We start from the raw sequence: 17,564 nt of genomic DNA, 5'->3' as shown, positions 1-17,564 counted from the left end.
CGCGCCTCACCGCCTCGAGCTGCTGTCTTAGCTTCGGTGAGCGGACAATGTATCTAGCTGGCCGCCGTGAGCCCCGTCTCCGGCGCCAGCTCCGTCAGCCTCACCGTCGGCGCCTCCGTCACCATGGCCGCTGGCGTGCGTGGCTGCCCGGGAGAGCTTGGAGGGCCACCAGATGACTTTGCCCAGATCGTAGCTGAGGGCCGGGACCAGCAATGACCTGACCACAAAGGTATCCAGCAGCACCCCGAACGCCACGATGAAGGCAATCTGGGCCAAGAAGAGGATGGGAATTACACCAAGAGCCGAGAAAGTAGCGGCCAGAACCAGCCCTGCCGAGGTGATCACGCCACCAGTAATGACCAGCCCGCGGATGATCCCGTCATGGGTGCCATGTTTGAGTGATTCCTCCCGCACTCGAGTCATCAAGAAGATGTTGTAGTCAATGCCCAGGGCTACAAGGAAGATGAATCCGAAGAGCGGGACCGCGGGATCTGCGCCGGGGAAGTGGAACACGTGGTTGAAGAAAAAGGCCGCCACTCCCAAGGCCGTGCCAAAGGACAGCACGGTGGTCAGGACCAACAGCACCGGTGCCAGGACAGAACGCAGAAGCATCATAAGGATGAGCAGAATGACCACCAGAACCACGGGGATGATCAAGTTGCGGTCATGGATGGAGGCGTCGTTAGTGTCAATCGAGGTGGCCGTGACACCGCCCACCAGAGCCTGCGGGACAACGCCGGAGAGGCCGGTCCGTAGCTCGCGCACCACGGAGGAGGCAGCGTCAGAATCCGCGGCATCAGCGAGTGTGCCTTGGAGCATGATGTCCCCGTTGGCCACGGTGGGTTGGGGAGCTGCTGCCCCGGGTGCGCCCATGGCTCCAATGCCTTGGGCTGTGACAGTGGCGCTGCCGCCGGGGGCATCTGCCGCAACAACTGAGACAGAGTCAACACCCTCCTGCGCCAACAGCACATCCGCCGCATCCTGCAACTGCGCCTGTGGCACAACAACAAGCACGGGACTGCCGGTGCCGCCCGGGAAATGCTGGCCTAAGATGGCTTGGCCATCACGTGCCTCGGAGGAGCCCAGTACCAGCTCCGATTGCGGAACGCCACTGGCATTGAGCGTGGTGGCGCCAAAGACGCCTATCAGCAGGACGGCGGTGGTCACCATCCAGATCAAGCGCGGACGGCGTTTGATGGTTCGGGACAGCTTGGCCCAGACGCCCGTGGCGTGCACTCCATGTTCTGCTGCCACAACGTTTGGTTCATATTTGGGCCGGCGCGGCCAGAACGCGTTGCGGCCAAAAGCGAACAACAGTGCCGGTAGGAGAGTCAGGGCAGAAAGCATGGCAAAGACAATGCCTATCGCAGCTACTGGTCCTAGTGAACTGTTGGATTTCAAATCGCTGAGCAGCAGACAAAGCAAGCCCACAATAACTGTCCCGCCGGAAGCGGCAATCGGTTCTGCGGACTTGCGGATGGCCGCCATGCTCGCGGACCATTTATCCGTGGAGATACGCAACTCTTCCCGGTAACGAGAAACGTAGAGCAGTGAGTAGTCCGTGGCGGCGCCAATGACCAGAATGAACAAGATGCCCTGGGTTTGGCCGCTCAGCAGCAGGATTCCAGCTTTCGCCAGCCACCAGACACTCAGTAGGGCCACGCACAGGGCAAACAGGCTGGTGGCCAGCACGGCCACCGGGAGCAACAGGGAGCGGTAGACGGCAATCAAGATGACGAACACAGCCAAAAGAGCCACGCCGAGCAGGATCCCGTCGATCCCGGAGAAACCTTCGATCAAATCTGCCGTGAATCCGGCTGGGCCGGTGACATGAACTGAAACGCCCTCAGGTGCTGATGCTCGCAGAGTAGTGCCAATGGTGGTGACGATCTCGCCAATGTCGGCATCGGATTGGATGGGAACGAAAGCCTGGAGTGCCCGGCCGTCTTTTGAGGGGATGGCGGGGGATACGTCCTGGCCCACGCCGGCAATCTTGGTCAGTTCTGAAACTTGCTCAGACACCGCCGCTATGTCATTTGGGCTCAGGGTGTCGGTGCTGGAGAAGACCAGGACGGCGGGAATCTCGTCAGAGTCACGGAAATCACTCAGCAGTTTTTGTACTTGGGTGGCGTCAGAGGAGGACGGCAGGTAGGTGGTTGGATCATTAGATGAGACCTCGCTGACCTTTCCAAAGTAGGGTCCGCCAATGGAGCCGCCAACAAACCAAGCGATGATGATCAGCGCCGGCAGCAGTGTCCTCAGCCATTTTCGGGGTTTGTGCTGTGGTTTGCCGGGATTTGTCCCGGCGTGAGGGATGGCTTTGTGCCTGCTCATATTCAGTTCTCCATCGCTAACAAATTTTAATCTAGTTTAGCTAGTAAATACTAAAGCTTGCAACAAGTGGAGCTCTTTATATAGGAGCTGGGATAGAATTATGTTCATGGCAAGTATCAAGGAAAATGAAGCTCCATTGCCGAGAAACCTCTACGATGTCAATGCTGCCGACCCCGACAGTCAGCTCATTGACCGGGCGGCAATGGCCCCGGCCGAAATTGAGAGCATTGGCCAGCTTATGGCTGCGCTGGGTAGGCTGCGCGTTGCCGAGAAGGAGCTCTCGGACGCCTCGCTGCGGTACATGAAACTCAACCAATCCGATATGCGGGCGCTGCACTACTTGATCGTAGCGGCGAACACCCAAGACATTGCCACCCCCGGTGCCATTGCCGCTCACCTGAAAATCTCGACGGCGTCCACCACCAAGCTGCTGGACCGGCTCGAAAGTGCGGGACACATCATCCGTCAGGCCCATCCCACCGACCGCCGGGCGCTGGCGATCACCATCACTGCGAAAACCCGGCAAGCGGCCATGGACACGGTGGGGCGCCAACAAGCCAAGCGATTCTATGCGGCGGCGCGGTTGAGTCAGGCAGAACGCGATGTGGTGATCCGTTTCCTTGATGACATGAGCCAAGAAATTTCCCTCAATGGTGTGGCCTGGGCGCAACAGGGCTGAACCGCCGCAGTGAAGGTGCGCCACGTTTTACGACAAGGACAGGAACAGCTTCTCCAGTTTGCCGCTGTCCAGGTCTTCGCTGTGGCCTGAGGCCAGACATTCCTTCAGGCTCCCAGCGACCAGTCCAAACCCCGCCCGGTCTAGAGCCTTGCCGGCGGCTGGTTCAGCCGGCTCTTCGGAGGAAAGTGACACGTTCGCTAACTTCTCAGTGACGTCATCGGCCCACGGGCTTAGCCGCGCCGCCGTCAGTCGGTAAAACTTTTTCATGCCCGCTCAGGAGCCACCCAGCCGCAAGGTGATCGCGCGGGCGCACTTTTTGGCGGCCTCGCCCAAATTTGCCAATTGTTCGGGGGAGACGCGGAACCGTGGCGCGGGGATGAGTACGGCGGCCACCAGATGACCGCGGTGGTCAAAGACGGGGGCGGCCACACCCACCTCGTCCAAGGCCGACTCCCCATAGTTGGTGGCATATCCGCGTTTTGCTGCGTCTCCGAGCCGGACTGCGTAGGCCTCCAGCCCGGCTTCATCTAAACCAGCGAAGCGAATGGTGCCGTTAATTATCAGTTCCCGTACCCGTTCTTCCGGCTCCAGAGCCAAAAATACTTGGACAGAGGCGCTCATTGCGTCACTGTACCGGGCGCCTAAGGGTGCGGTGTGCTTGACCTGCTGGGTGCTGGGGATTTGTTCCACACACATGGATTCGCGCCCGTTCCACACCATCAGAGCACTGGTTTCCCCTGTGCGCTCGGTCAAGGCCTGGAGCATGGGGTAGGCCACGCGGCGTTCATCCAGTTCCGCCAGGAGCGGCCCGGCCACGGCGATCAGACCCAGACCCAGCTTGTAGCGCCGGTTATCTGATCCCCGTTCAACCAGCTCTTCCTGTTCCAAGGCGGCAAGGATTCGAGAGACCGTGCTCTTGTGCATGCCAACCCTTTGGGCGATCTCGGTGACTCCCAGCAGCGGTTCGGCAGCGGAAAAGCAGCGCAGCACAGCGATGGCATTTTCAATCACGGACGTGCCGCGCGCATCGGGGGTGCCGTTGCCGGCGTCGGACTTAGCTGTTGGAGTGCTCATGGAGACCATCTTTCCTTATGGAACCGCTCAAAACGGTTCACAGCGGGTCAACGCGGGTCAACGCGGTTCAAAAACACAGTGCCGTGGCACCCGCCGGGGCGCCACGGCACTGCGAACCTTTCCCTCGTTATACGTCGATGATGTTGCGCTCCGGGCCAAAGCCGAACTTGGTGATGTTCTCCGCACCGTCCTCGCCCACTACCAAGATGTCGTGCTCACGGTAACCGCCAGCTCCGGGCTGACCGTCCATGACGGTGATCATGGGCTCCATGGAGACCACCATGCCCGGTTCCAGGACTGTGTCAATGTCCTCGCGCAGTTCCAGCCCGGCTTCGCGGCCGTAGTAATGGGAGAGGACCCCGAAGGAGTGGCCGTAGCCGAAGGTGCGGTTGGCGAGCAGGCCGCGGTCAATGTAGATCTCGTTGAGCTCGGCAGCAATGTCCTTGCACACGGCACCGGGCTTGATCAGTTCCAAACCGCGGCGGTGGACCTCAACGTTGACGTTCCACAGTTCCAGCGAGCGGGCGTCGGGTTCACCCAAGAACAGGGTGCGCTCCAATGCTGTGTAGTAGCCGCTGGTCATGGGGAAGCAGTTCAGTGAGAGGATGTCATGCTCTTGGAGTTTGCGGGTGGTGGCCCAGTTGTGTGCGCCATCCGTGTTGATGCCTGACTGGAACCACACCCAGGTATCGCGGATTTCCGAGTCGGGGAAGGTCTTGGCAATCTCATGCACCATGGCCTCGGTGCCGATCAACGCCACCTCGTATTCGGAGATACCAACCTTGATGGCGTTGCGGATTGCTTCTCCACCCAAATCACCAATGCGGGCGCTGTGCTTGATGACTTCGATTTCTTCAGCAGACTTGATCATGCGCTGGCGCATGGCTGCCTGAGCAACGTCCACCAGTGTTGCGCCGGGGAACGCGGCCTGGATCTTGTTGCGGTTATCCAACGGCAAGGTGTCATCCTCAACGCCGAGGCGGCGTACGGAGACCCCGCGGGTACGCAGCGATTCCTGGATGGCAAAGATGAAGTTGTCTCGGCGCCAATCCGTGTACACCACGTTCTCGCCGTAGCTGCGGCGCCAGGGCATGCCGGCGTCGATGTTGGCGGTCACGGTGACGGTGTCATTGGCGGTGATGATCATGGCGTAGGAGCGGCCAAAGTACGTGAACAGGAAGTCGGAGTAGTACTTGATGGAGTGGTAGCTGGTCAGGAGAACAGCGTCCAGATCCTTCGCCTCCATGATCTCGCGCAGACCGGCAATGCGGCGCTCCAGTTCGGCGTCCGAGAAGGTCAACGGCACCTTGGTGCCGTTGTGCAGGACCTTCAAACGCTCCAGTTCGGAGACGGAAGTGGCGTTGTTGGAGAGGCTGATGCTCATTGTTGCTCCTTGAATCAATTGCGGATGAAAAATTGGACGTGAAAAGTGTGATGTGAGGTTGCTGTGACGCTTACTTCAGCAGGGGTTCCTTGGAGGATTCCTTGGCCAGCGAAACGGCGATCAGGGACACCACAGCTGCCCCCATCAGGTACCAGCCCGGTGCAATGTGTGAGCCGGTGACGTTGATCAGCAGCGTTGAAACAAACAATGCCGTGCCGCCAAAGAGCGCGTTGGAGAGATTGAAGCTCACGGCGAATCCGGTGTAGCGAACCTTGGTGGGGAACAGCTCTGCCAAGAAGCTTGGCAGGGTGCCGTCATTGAGGGTCAGCATGGCGCCAAGAAGGATCTGGACTAGCAGAATCACCACGAAGTTGCCTGTGGACAAGAGCATGAATGCCGGGACAGTCAGAACCACAAACAGGATCGAAGCCGTGATCAGCACGCGCTTGCGACCAAACCGGTCCGAGGCCAGGCCGGTGAGGAAGATGAAGCCAATGTAGGTGGCGAGGGCAACCGTGGTGGCTAGGAAGGAGAGGGAAGCGTCCAGTCCAATCACATCATGAAGATAAGTGGGCATGTAGCTGAGGATGACGTAGAAGCCGACGGCGTTCAGGACCACGGCGCCGACGGCGATCAGGAGGGTCCGCCAGTGATCGCGGAACATGGACATGACGGGGGCCTTGATGGCTTCGTCTTCCTTCTCCAAGGCGAGGAACGCGGGGGTGTCCTCCAGCTTGACGCGAATGTACCGCCCAATCAAGCCCATCGGAGCTGCTAGCAGGAACGGCAGGCGCCAGCCCCAGGAGGTCAGCTGGTCTGGTGACATGCTCACGGAGAGCAACAGGGCGATCAGCGAACCCAGCAGGAGGCCGGTGGCCGTACTGGCCGGCACAACAGCGGCGTAAAGGCCACGGCGGTTCGGCGGTGCGTACTCCACCAAGAATGCGGAGGCACCAGCATATTCGCCGGCAGCTGAGAAGCCCTGTACTACGCGGATGATCAGCAGCAGGATCGGCGCCCAAATGCCGATGATGTTGTAGTCCGGGATGAGTGCAATGGCGAAGGTTGCGGCAGACATGATCAGGATTGAGAGGGAGAGGGCGTTCTTACGGCCAACCCGGTCGCCAATATGCCCCCAGATAAAACCGCCGAGGGGGCGGACAAAGAAGGAGATGGCGAAGAGGCCAAAGGTGAGCAACAGTGCCGTCTGGCTGTCTGCCTCGGGGAAGAATACGTGGGAAATGGTGACTGCCAAATAGCCGTACACGGCATAGTCAAACCATTCAACAAAGTTGCCGATGAAGCTGGCGGCAACAACTTTTTGCAAGGTCTTCTTGTCGGGCCCGCTGCCGTCATTGGGACGGGGCTGGCCACTCAAGCTGAGGTTTCCGTCTGAACTTGGCAACGTTGCCGTCCTTGCAGAAACAGGGGATTTGCTGTTTGTCATGGAATCCACCAAAAAGTTTGGGGTTGCGTCTTACGCAACGCTGTTGCACCAGACTATGAGTGAGTTGAGTCACTGTCAACGCTTTTTATGGATGTTGATGTTTATTAATTCGATCTAAGAGAACTCGGTGGGTAAGTGGTGCCACGAGTCGCGATCTATTGACCTACGTCACATTTGGCCCTATTGTTTCATTCATTGCAACTGAGTTGCACTGAAAGCGACTAGATGAAGGAATTACGATGACGTCCATCCTTGAAGGTTCCCTGGCAGCTGTTGACAGCGAAGTTGACGCAGCCATCGCCGCCGAACTCCAACGCCAGCAATCAACGCTGGAGATGATCGCCTCGGAGAACTTTGCCCCGCAGGCAGTGATGAGCGCACAGGGTTCGGTGCTGACCAACAAGTACGCAGAAGGCCTCCCGGGCAAGCGATACTACGGTGGTTGTGAACACGTTGACGTCATTGAGCAGCTCGCCATTGACCGGGTCAAGGCCTTATTCGGTGCCGAAGCGGCCAACGTCCAGCCGCACTCCGGGGCCCAGGCTAACGCGGCCGCCATGTTTGCACTGCTGGATCCGGGAGATACCATTCTGGGCTTGGATCTGGCCCACGGAGGCCACCTCACTCATGGCATGCGCATTAACTTCTCTGGGAAGTTGTACAACGTGGTCCCGTACCACGTGAACGAATCGGACATGAAGGTAGATATGGCAGAGGTGGAGGCGCTGACTTTAGAACACCGGCCCAAACTGATTGTTGCAGGCTGGTCCGCCTACACAGGCCACCTGGACTTTGCTGCGTTCCGCCGCATCGCCGATCTGGTGGGCGCCTACCTCATGGTGGACATGGCACACTTCGCCGGTCTGGTTGCGGCCGGACTGCACCCGAACCCGGTGCCGTACGCCGACGTTGTCACCACCACCACGCACAAAACTCTGGGCGGACCACGTGGTGGCGTGATCCTCAGTAAGGCCGAACTGGCACGCAAAATCAACAGTGCAGTGTTCCCCGGCCAGCAGGGCGGGCCGCTGGAGCACGTGATCGCCGCAAAGGCGGTCTCGTTCAAAATTGCCGCTTCGGAAGGATTCAAAGAGCGTCAACAGCGCACCCTTGACGGTGCGAAGATTCTGGCCGAGCGGCTACTGGCACCGGACGTTGCCGAGCACGGCATTTCCGTAGTTGGCGGCGGCACGGACGTGCACCTGGTTTTGGTGGACCTGCGCAACTCTGCGCTGGACGGCCAACAGGGAGAAGACCGGCTTCATAGGATTGGCATCACCGTCAACCGCAACGCCGTCCCCTTCGATCCCCGCCCGCCCATGGTCTCCTCAGGTTTGCGCATTGGTACCCCGGCGCTGGCCACCCGCGGTTTCGGGGCAGCCGAGTTCACCGAGGTGGCTGACATCATTGCTGAGGCCATCAAGGGCGAGCTTAGCGAAGAATCTGCCGTGCTGTTGCGTGATCGGGTGACCGTCTTGGCCGAGAAGTTCCCGCTTTACCCCTCGCTGAACGGCACCGGCGTTTCGCCTGCCGCCGGAAACACCCAGAACGGAGAAAGCCTGTGAGCACCGCACAACTGCCCGAGCACCCGGAATTTTTGTGGCGTAATCCGGACCCCAAGAAGTCCTATGACGCAGTCATTGTTGGCGGCGGCGGGCACGGGCTGGCCACCGCCTACTTCCTGGCCAAAAACCACGGCATGACCAACATCGCCATCTTGGAAAAGGGGTGGCTGGCCGGCGGGAACATGGCGCGTAACACCACCATTATCCGTTCCAACTACCTTTGGGATGAAAGCGCAGCGATCTACGAGCACTCCCTGAAATTGTGGGAGATCCTGCCCGAGGAACTCGAGTACGACTTCCTGTTTAGCCAGCGCGGCGTCATGAACCTGGCCCACACCCTTGGTGACGTGCGTGAAAGCATGCGCCGCGTAGGCGCGAACCAGCTCAACGGTGTGGACGCAGAATGGCTGGACCCGAAGCAGGTCAAGGAATTGTGCCCCATCCTGAACATCAATGACAATATCCGCTACCCCGTCATGGGTGCCACGTACCAGCCACGGGCCGGAATCGCCAAGCATGACCACGTGGCCTGGGCCTTTGCCCGCAAGTGCGATGAGCTCGGCGTTGACATCATCCAGAACTGTGAGGTCACCGGATTCATTAAGGACGGGAATAAGGTCACCGGAGTCAAAACGACTCGCGGAACCATCAGCACCGAAAAGGTGGGGCTCTGCGCAGCCGGGCACACCTCGGTGCTAGCGGAGATGGCAGGTTTCCGCATTCCTATCCAGTCACACCCGCTGCAGGCTCTGGTCTCAGAACTGCACGAACCAGTACATCCCACGGTGGTCATGTCCAATCACGTACACGTCTACGTCTCCCAGGCTCACAAGGGTGAACTTGTCATGGGCGCCGGCGTGGACTCCTACAACGGGTACGGCCAGCGCGGCTCCTTCCACGTGATCGAGGAACAGATGGCCGCAGCCGTGGAGCTTTTCCCCATCTTTGCCAGAGCCCACGTACTGCGTACGTGGGGTGGGATCGTGGACACCACCATGGACGCCTCACCCATTGTAGGCACCACCCCGGTGGAGAATATGTTTGTGAATTGCGGTTGGGGAACCGGCGGTTTCAAAGGCACACCCGCCGCCGGGTTAACGTTTGCACACACCATCGCCACCGGGTCTGCGCACGCACTGAACAAGCCCTTTGCCATGGAGCGCTTTGAAACAGGTGCACTCATTGACGAGCACGGCGCCGCCGCCGTGGCCCACTAAACCGGCCCCACCAGAGACCGGCCCCACCAGAGACGAAGGATCACCAGATGTTGTTGTTTTCCTGCCCCAACTGCGGGGCCCGCAACGAAACCGAATTCCACTACGGCGGCCAGGCCCACGTGGCCTATCCCGAAAACCCTGCCGAACTCTCAGACCGGGAATGGGCCGAGTACTTGTTCTACCGAGAAAACACCAAGGGGCTGTTTGCCGAACGGTGGGTACACAGCGCCGGCTGCCGCAAATGGTTCAACATGGTCCGCGACACCGTCAGCTACGAGGTGAAGGCTGTTTACCGGATCGGTGAACTGCGGCCAGAGAACCTTGAACGCATTGCCACGTCGAATCACCCGGGGCAGCCCCAGCAGCTGGCCCCGGCCCAGGCCGGGCCCACCACAGCATTGGAAGGAGCATAGAGATGACCACCCAGAACCAGCAGGATCAGAAGGACCAGCAGCCGAACCGGCTCGCACGCGGCGGACGAATCGACCGCAGCACCACGTTGACCTTCACCGTGGACGGCGCAACACTCACCGGACACCCGGGTGACACTGTTGCCTCCGCCATGATCGCCAACGGCCGCTTGGCCGCCGGTAACTCGCTGTACGAGGACCGCCCCCGCGGTATTCTCTCGGCAGGCGTGGAGGAATCCAATGCCCTCATCAAAGTCTCCGGCCGCTTCCCCGGCCACGCAGCGGAGTCCATGCTGCCGGCCACGGCAGTGTCACTGGTTCAGGGGCTCAACGTGGAGCTCCTTTCCGGGCTCGGCAAGCTCGATCCCACTGAGGACGAGGCGCTATATGACAAGAAGTACGTCCACGCTGACGTGGTGGTGATCGGTGGCGGACCTGCAGGGCTTGCTGCCGCCCGGAATGCCGCCCGGACAGGCGCCCGCGTTATGCTCATCGATGACCAGCCCGAATTGGGCGGAGACTTACTCTCCGGCCGTGAGGAACTCATTGAAGGCCGTCCCGCCCTTGACTGGGTTGCTGGTATTGCTGCCGAACTGGCAGGCGCCCCAGAGTGCACGGTACTGCACCGCACCACTGTTTTTGGCTCCTATGACAGCAACTTTCTGATTGCCGCGCAGAACCGCACCGACCACCTTGAGGCGGCGCCAGCCCCCGGTGTCTCCCGCCAGCGGATTTGGCACATTCGTGCCAAGCAGGTGGTTCTGGCCACCGGCGCCCACGAACGCCCCATCGTGTTCGAAAACAATGACCGCCCAGGCATCATGCTCGCCTCGGCTGCCCGCAGTTACCTCAACCGCTATGGCGTGGCTGCAGGCTCCCGTGTAGTTATTGGCACCACCAATGACAGCGCCTACCAGCTCGCTGCTGACCTGCTCGAAGCGGGCATTGAGGTAGCCGCCGTGGTGGATGCTCGCCCACAGTTCTCGGCGCTTGCTACAGCCGCCGCGCTCAGCGAAGACGTTCATGTCATCACCGGAAGTGCAATAGTCAACACCGCAGCCGATTCCCAGGGCCGGCTCAACTCCGTCACTGTCTCCACGATTGATGCCGACGGCAGCCCTGTGGGCGAGACCGAGAAAATTGAGACTGACTTACTCGCTGTCTCCGGAGGTTGGTCCCCCGTGGTGCACCTGCACAGCCAGGCTCAGGGCAAGGTGCGTTGGGATGCTGAATTGGCCGGGTTCGTGCCCCCCACCGTGGTAAAAAACCAGCAGAACGTAGGAGCCTGCCGTGGCAGCTACGCCCTAACTGACGCAGTGGCAGAAGGTGCCACAGCTGGTGCCGTGGCTGCCGTGAATGCCGGCTATGCCACGTCTGAGACCGTTGCTGCCGCCACCGCCGCAGCAGCCCGTCCGGCCCGCCCGGCGCAGCCCACGGGTCCCACTCGCGCACTCTGGCTGGTGGGCGGAACACAAGGGACGGCGTCGGACTGGCACCACCACTTTGTGGACTTCCAGCGCGATCAGTCCGTGGCTGATGTGTGGCGTTCCACCGGTGCCGGGTTGCGCAGCGTAGAACACATCAAGCGCTACACCTCCATCAGTACCGCCAATGACCAGGGCAAGACCTCCGGGGTGAACGCCATTGGCGTGATCGCCGCAGCATTCCGCCAGCAGGGGACCGTAGTGGATCCGGATATCGGCTCGATCGGCACCACCACCTACCGTGCGCCCTTCACCCCCGTACCATTCGTGGCCCTGGCAGGGCGCCAGCGCGGGGAACTCTTTGACGCCGCACGGCGCACCTCCATGCACCCGTGGCACGAGGACCACGGCGCCCTGTTCGAAGATGTTGGCCAGTGGAAGCGCCCCTGGTTCTACCCGCAGGACGGTGAGGACATGGACGCTGCTGTGCTGCGCGAATGCGCCGCCACTCGCGAATCAGTGGGCTATATGGATGCCAGCACCCTGGGCAAGATTGAGATCCGTGGCAAAGACGCCGGGGAATTTTTGAACCGCATCTACACCAACGCGTTCAAGAAGCTGGCTCCCGGATCGGCCCGTTACGGAGTCATGTGCACCCCAGACGGCATGATCTTCGACGACGGCGTGACCCTGCGCCTGGATCAAGACCGCTACTTCATGACCACCACCACCGGCGGCGCAGCCAAGGTCCTGGACTGGTTGGAGGAGTGGCAGCAGACCGAGTGGCCTGAATTGGATGTCACGTTCACCTCCGTGACAGAGCAGTGGAGCACCATCGCCGTAGTAGGCCCCAAGTCCCGCGCCGTGCTGGCCACGGTGGCACCGGAGCTTGACCTAGCCAATGAGGCCTTCCCGTTCATGACTTTCCGCGAGACGGTGCTGGCCTCCGGCATTCCCGCCAGAGTCTGCCGAATCTCCTTCTCCGGGGAACTCGCCTACGAGATCAACATCCCGTCCTGGTATGGACTGTCAGTGTGGGAGGCAGTGACGGACGCCGGAGCGGAGTACAACATCACTCCGTACGGCACCGAAACCATGCACGTGCTGCGTGCCGAAAAGGGCTACCCGATCGTCGGCCAAGACACGGATGGCACCGTCACCCCACAGGATGCCGGCATGGATTGGGTGGTTTCCAAGGTCAAGGACTTCATTGGCAGGCGCTCCTACCAGCGCAACGATGCGCTCCGGGCGGACCGCAAGCACATGGTCAGCGTGCTGCCGGTGGACGGCACCATCCGGTTGCCGGAGGGTACACAGCTGGTGGAAGCCGGGATCACCGTAAACCCGGCTTACGGTCCGGTGCCGATGCAGGGATTCGTCACCTCCAGCTACCACAGTGCAGCCTTGGGACGTTCCTTTGCTCTGGCCATGATCAAGAACGGACGCAACCGGATCGGTGAACGCCTAGTGGCCGCCGTCGGGACGGAGCTAGTGGATGTAGTTGTTGGAGAAACAGTACTTTTTGATGCCGAAGGGAAGCGCCGAGATGGGTAACACAGCACAGAACACAGAAGTATTGGCACGCCGACGCAGCCCCGCACACCACCTGTGGACAGACTTCACTGTTGGTTCAGTAGCGGGAGAGCGCGGGGTCACCCTTCGTGAGGTTCCCTTCCAACGCATGATCGGCATCCGTGTGGACCCGCTCTCAGAGGCCGGCACCCGGATTGGGGAACTCACGGGCGGACTGCCGTTTAAATGCGGGAACGTCACCCAGGGTTCCGCCGGCTCGTCGGTCCTCTGGCTGGGCCCGGATGAATTCCTGCTCATTGCCCCGGACGACGGCGAACCCGGCTCAGGCGCCCTTGCCGCGTCACTGGTGGAGGCCTTGGGTGACGGCGCAGGGCAGGTCATTGACCTTTCCAGTAACCGCACCACCTTTGAACTGGCCGGACCCAGCGCGCGGGAGGTGCTGGAGAAGAGCTGCGCTGCGGACCTGCACCCACGCTCCTTCGCCACCGGAACAGCCATCACCACGGAAATCAGCAAAATTCCCACGGTGTTGTTCAAGAATGCCGATGAGGGCTTCCAGCTTTTCCCGAGGGCTTCCTTCGCCGATTATCTGGGCCGCTGGCTCCTGGATGCCATGAGCGAATTCGCAGGCGAGGAAACACCATGGCCCTGAGTGTCTTGGACCTGTTCACTGTGGGCATTGGGCCCTCGTCCTCCCACACGGTGGGCCCCATGCGGGCGGCTAAACGTTTTGCCGATGGGCTGGCGCACGACGGCGAGCTGGTCGACGTCGTACGTGTGCAGACCCAGCTCTTCGGCTCTTTGGGAGCCACCGGGCGCGGCCATGGATCGGACAAGGCAGTGGTTTTGGGTTTGCAGGGCCAGGACCCGGAAACCGTGGACACCGCCACAGCGGATGACCAGGTGGCCGAGGCGGCACTGGAAGCACGGCTCATGCTGGGCGGAACCCACCGCGTTGACTTCAATTTTGCAGACGATGTCCTGCTGCACCGGCGCAAGTCGCTGCCGGCACACCCCAACGGCATGACATTTCAAGCCACCAACCATCACGGCGCCGTTGTCCGCGAACGTACCTACTACTCAGTGGGAGGCGGTTTTGTGGTGGATGAGGAAGCCGTAGGCGTGGATAGGGTGGTCACAGACACCACTGTTCTGCCCCACCCCTTCGCCACAGCGGATGAGCTGCTGGCCATCTGTGCCCGGGAGGGTATGAGTATTTCAGAGGTCATGATGACCAATGAGATGGTCTGGCACACCGAGGCGCAGCTGCGGGAGAAGCTGCTGAACATCTGGGCTGTTATGCAGGACTGCGTTGACAATGGCTGTGCTGCGGATGGCATCCTGCCCGGCGGGTTGAAAGTGACCCGCCGGGCACCCGGACTGTTACGCACGTTGAAAAAGCCCAGCAACGCGGATGATCCGCTGCGCGCCATGGAATGGGTCAATCTGTTTGCGCTCGCCGTCAATGAGGAGAACGCGGCGGGCGGACGGATTGTCACAGCACCCACTAATGGGGCGGCCGGCATCATCCCAGCGGTGTTGCACTATTACATGAAGTTTGTGCCCGGGGCCAATGAGGACGGGGTGGTGCGGTTCCTGTTGACAGCTGCCGCCATTGGCATTCTTTTCAAGCTCAACGCCTCCATCTCTGGGGCCGAGGTGGGCTGCCAAGGCGAGGTGGGCTCCGCGTGTTCCATGGCGGCAGGTGCACTGTGCGAAGCTTTGGGTGGCACCCCGGTTCAAACCGAGAACGCGGCGGAAATCGGGATCGAGCACAACCTGGGCCTGACGTGCGATCCCGTGGGCGGGCTAGTGCAGATCCCCTGCATTGAACGCAACGCGATAGCCAGTGTCAAAGCAATCAATGCCGCGCGCTTAGCCACGCACGGTGACGGCAGCCAGAAAGTTTCATTGGACAAAGCGATCGAAACGATGCGTCAGACAGGTGCCGACATGATGAGCAAGTACAAGGAAACCTCCCGCGGGGGCCTGGCCGTGAACGTGATTGAGTGCTGAGCCATGACCACCACACACCATAAAACCGGTCAATGGTTCAGTGCTGAAGCGGGGGAGCGGTCCAGCCAGTACGTCCTGACCTTGGATTGCCCGGATAGCACCGGGCTTGTCCATACCGTCTCGGGATTCCTGCTGGAGCGCGGGGCGGACATTATTGACAACCTGCAATTTAGTGACCGTAGGCATCTTGACCAAGGCGCTGTGGGGGCCAGCGGTCACCAAGGTGAACCCAAGGGGCACTTCTTCATGCGCATCCATTTTGAAGCGCCCGGCGGAGCCGAGTCAGAGACGATGCTGCGGGAGCAGTTCCAGCCGCTGGCACAAGAGGCGGGCATGCGCTGGCAACTGCGTCCCCACGGCGCCAAAAGGCGGGTGTTGATCATGGTCTCAAAGTTTGAGCACTGCCTCAATGACTTGCTGTTCAGGACCAGGACAGGGGAACTGCCTGTGGATATTGTTGCTGTGGTCTCCAACCACTTGGACCATGAGCGGTTGGCGCAATGGCATGGCATACCGTTTTTCCATGTCCCCATCTCCGCCGCGACTAAGCCGGCTGCTGAGGCCCGGTTACTGGAATTGGTAGATGAACTGGACGTTGAGCTGGTGGTGTTGGCCCGCTATATGCAGGTGCTCAGTGATGATTTGACCCGGAAGCTGGACGGGCGCGCCATCAATATCCACCACTCATTTCTGCCCAGTTTCAAGGGCGCCAAACCCTACCACCAGGCTTACGCCCGGGGAGTGAAAACGGTGGGGGCCACTGCCCACTACGTCAACAGCGAGCTCGATGAAGGGCCCATCATTTCCCAACAAATTGTGGAAGTTGACCACACCTTCGGACCCGATGATCTTGTGGCGGCGGGTAGGGACACCGAGTGCAAGGCATTGAGTAACGCAGTCCAGTGGCATTGTGAAGGTCGCGTTATTCTTCACGGTAACCGGACCGTTGTGCTGCGCTGACTGGTGCTGCGCTCAGGGGTGTGGTGCTTGAGATGCGTGCCCGCATCTCAAGCACCAACTCTTCGCAGTTGGCAAAGTGGTCAACCTGGTCCGCGGTGCTTAGCCTCTGCCGCGTCCACTGTGGAGTCCGGCATCTCGGAACGCATCGGAATTTTCGGCAACGGATTCCCTGGCTGGGAGAACCTGGTGAACCAGCTTGTTCACAGCTTCGCCAGCTTGGGCTTTCACGCTCTCTTGAACACTCGCCACGGTGCCCTGCACTTCATCTCTATTCCAGAGCTTTTGCACCGAGGATTTCAGTTGATCGTAGTGAGCCCTCCCGGCCCTACTTCCTAGAATATATCCAGCGCCAAGGCCTGCAATGAACGTCAACTTAGCTTTCATACGTACTCCATCCGTCCTGTTTTGGCTCTCTTTTAGGGAAAAATTGCGCTCGTGAAGAAAGCAAGCACCCTTTCAGAGATCTACCGCTCAGAGATCCACAGTGCCGCTTTCTCCTGCATCAATTCTTTCCCCGCTGATGCGTGCCTTGGCCCACTTGAACACAGTGGCCAAGACGCCGCCGGGAGATTCCCAATATTGAGCACCATCGGGGCGCACCCGGATCAAGACCAATTCCTTGGACTCGGGGCCATCCGGGTAGAAAGCAGCGGCTGCCGGATTCCACAATTCCCGCGCTTTCGCTTCACTGGTGATCACTGCGGCTTGTCCGTGAAGTGAGAGCCACTGGTCTTTTCCCGCGAAGGAAAGGTTAACCTCTGGTGCCAGCTGCGCCTGTTCAACAGGGGAGGTGCCAGCAGAGCTGAGAAACCACAGTTCACCGCCGTCCTCGACCTTGGCAACCGTCATTGGATGACTTAGCAAGCCGTCAGGGCCTTGGGTAGTGAACATGCAAATGCGGTGCGAATTGATGATCGTCAGGACTTTGTTGAGGTCTTCGGTTGCTGAATCTTCGTTCGTTAACATGGGGACATTCCTCCTGAAGTGGACGCTGCTTTGGTTAGCACGCTGCTCTGGCTAGGCTGCTGACTTGTTGCGGCCGGTGATGGCTCCGTAGACGCCCGCAACAACCAGGCCGCCAACAATGGCTAGGAGCCACGAGCCTAGGCTCCAAAATTCCATTTTTCCGCCGCCGAAGAGAAGGTCTCCGATCCATCCTCCAACAATGGCGCCAACCACACCCAATACAAGGCTGGTGATCCAACCGCCGTTAACCCGTCCTGGCAGAACTGCCTTAACAATGGCGCCGACAATTAGACCCAAGATAATCCATCCGATGAAACCCATGGTTACTCCTAAAGTGCAAGAAAGTCTTTACTCGTATGGCGTAATTGAGAACGGTCTCCATGCACTGCTCTCAGTGCATCACTACTGCACGCATTTCGAGTTTTTGCCATCGATCCAACGGGATCGACTCATCTACCCTAACCACATTCTTGGACTAAATGCACGCCAAGATACGTAAATTTGCGCTGGAAGGCCGGCCCTGAGCGTTGCTGGAAAGCAGTGACATTGATTCCT

16 protein-coding genes are annotated in these 17,564 nt (G+C 60.0%); 8 read left to right on the top strand and 8 right to left on the bottom strand.

The genetic code is table 11. The features are described from left to right. Positions 1-27: 27 nt before the first annotated feature. On the bottom strand, positions 28-2,334 hold the full coding sequence (locus RY113_RS12795; protein ID WP_315914867.1) for an MMPL family transporter: 2,307 nt from the start codon (positions 2,332-2,334) through the stop codon (positions 28-30). A 106-nt stretch (positions 2,335-2,440) separates the two neighbouring features. On the opposite strand from RY113_RS12795, the gene RY113_RS12790 reads away from it, so the two are divergent. After that, positions 2,441-3,013: a MarR family winged helix-turn-helix transcriptional regulator gene (locus tag RY113_RS12790; RefSeq protein WP_110107188.1), complete on the top strand. Its 573-nt coding sequence runs from the start codon at positions 2,441-2,443 to the stop codon at positions 3,011-3,013. A gap of 27 nt (positions 3,014-3,040) precedes the next feature. Here RY113_RS12790 and RY113_RS12785 read toward each other — a convergent pair whose 3' ends face one another. The 4 genes from RY113_RS12785 to RY113_RS12770 all read right to left on the bottom strand — a co-directional run bounded on the left by RY113_RS12785 (position 3,041) and on the right by RY113_RS12770 (position 6,918). After that, on the bottom strand, positions 3,041-3,280 hold the full coding sequence (locus tag RY113_RS12785) for a hypothetical protein (protein WP_315914866.1): 240 nt from the start codon (positions 3,278-3,280) through the stop codon (positions 3,041-3,043). 6 nt (positions 3,281-3,286) lie between these two features. Further along, positions 3,287-4,096, bottom strand: a complete 810-nt coding sequence (locus RY113_RS12780; RefSeq protein ID WP_315914865.1) for an IclR family transcriptional regulator — start codon at positions 4,094-4,096, stop codon at positions 3,287-3,289. Between the two features lie 118 nt (positions 4,097-4,214). Continuing rightward, positions 4,215-5,471: an aminopeptidase P family protein gene (locus RY113_RS12775; protein WP_315914864.1), complete on the bottom strand. Its 1,257-nt coding sequence runs from the start codon at positions 5,469-5,471 to the stop codon at positions 4,215-4,217. 70 nt (positions 5,472-5,541) lie between these two features. Beyond that, positions 5,542-6,918 (bottom strand): MFS transporter, encoded by a 1,377-nt coding sequence (locus RY113_RS12770; RefSeq protein WP_315914863.1) that lies wholly within the window; start codon positions 6,916-6,918, stop codon positions 5,542-5,544. A 239-nt stretch (positions 6,919-7,157) separates the two neighbouring features. On the opposite strand from RY113_RS12770, the gene glyA reads away from it, so the two are divergent. From glyA to purU, 7 genes are read left to right on the top strand one after another with little or no spacing between them, the layout of a single operon-like run. Then, entirely contained in the window at positions 7,158-8,483 is a 1,326-nt protein-coding gene (gene glyA, locus RY113_RS12765) for a serine hydroxymethyltransferase (RefSeq protein WP_315914862.1), read from the top strand. Then, complete coding sequence (locus tag RY113_RS12760; RefSeq protein WP_315914861.1) at positions 8,480-9,700, top strand: sarcosine oxidase subunit beta family protein; 1,221 nt, start codon at positions 8,480-8,482, stop codon at positions 9,698-9,700. Before glyA ends, RY113_RS12760 begins: the two co-directional genes overlap by 4 nt. A 47-nt stretch (positions 9,701-9,747) precedes the next feature. Next, on the top strand, positions 9,748-10,113 hold the full coding sequence (locus RY113_RS12755) for a sarcosine oxidase subunit delta (protein WP_315914860.1): 366 nt from the start codon (positions 9,748-9,750) through the stop codon (positions 10,111-10,113). A gap of 2 nt (positions 10,114-10,115) precedes the next feature. Then, positions 10,116-13,088, top strand: a complete 2,973-nt coding sequence (locus RY113_RS12750) for a sarcosine oxidase subunit alpha family protein (protein WP_315914859.1) — start codon at positions 10,116-10,118, stop codon at positions 13,086-13,088. Further along, complete coding sequence (locus RY113_RS12745; RefSeq protein WP_315914858.1) at positions 13,081-13,719, top strand: sarcosine oxidase subunit gamma family protein; 639 nt, start codon at positions 13,081-13,083, stop codon at positions 13,717-13,719. The genes RY113_RS12750 and RY113_RS12745 overlap by 8 nt, the downstream gene beginning before the upstream one ends. Further along, positions 13,710-15,083, top strand: coding sequence for an L-serine ammonia-lyase (locus RY113_RS12740; protein WP_315914857.1), 1,374 nt, complete (start codon positions 13,710-13,712; stop codon positions 15,081-15,083). The genes RY113_RS12745 and RY113_RS12740 overlap by 10 nt, the downstream gene beginning before the upstream one ends. Before the next feature lie 3 nt (positions 15,084-15,086). After that, a complete protein-coding gene (purU, locus tag RY113_RS12735) occupies positions 15,087-16,043 on the top strand; it encodes a formyltetrahydrofolate deformylase (protein WP_315914856.1) in 957 nt (318 codons plus the stop codon). 99 nt (positions 16,044-16,142) lie between these two features. Here the strand turns inward: purU and RY113_RS12730 are convergent, their stop codons facing one another. From RY113_RS12730 to RY113_RS12720, 3 genes are all read right to left on the bottom strand, one after another. Then, the gene (locus tag RY113_RS12730) at positions 16,143-16,427 is read right to left on the bottom strand and encodes a YtxH domain-containing protein (protein WP_315914855.1); all 285 of its coding nucleotides are present in this window, start codon (positions 16,425-16,427) and stop codon (positions 16,143-16,145) included. A gap of 87 nt (positions 16,428-16,514) precedes the next feature. Further along, positions 16,515-17,009, bottom strand: coding sequence for a pyridoxamine 5'-phosphate oxidase family protein (locus RY113_RS12725; protein ID WP_315914854.1), 495 nt, complete (start codon positions 17,007-17,009; stop codon positions 16,515-16,517). A 51-nt stretch (positions 17,010-17,060) separates the two neighbouring features. Next, the gene (locus RY113_RS12720) at positions 17,061-17,330 is read right to left on the bottom strand and encodes a GlsB/YeaQ/YmgE family stress response membrane protein (protein ID WP_110107127.1); all 270 of its coding nucleotides are present in this window, start codon (positions 17,328-17,330) and stop codon (positions 17,061-17,063) included. Between the last annotated feature and the right edge of the window lie 234 nt (positions 17,331-17,564).

It is taken from the genome of Arthrobacter sp. lap29, assembly GCF_032458965.1.
GTDB classification, from domain to species: domain Bacteria; phylum Actinomycetota; class Actinomycetes; order Actinomycetales; family Micrococcaceae; genus Specibacter; species Specibacter psychrochitiniphilus.
Note: the sequence above shows the minus strand (reverse complement) of the source record. Positions and strands in the feature narration are given on the sequence as shown.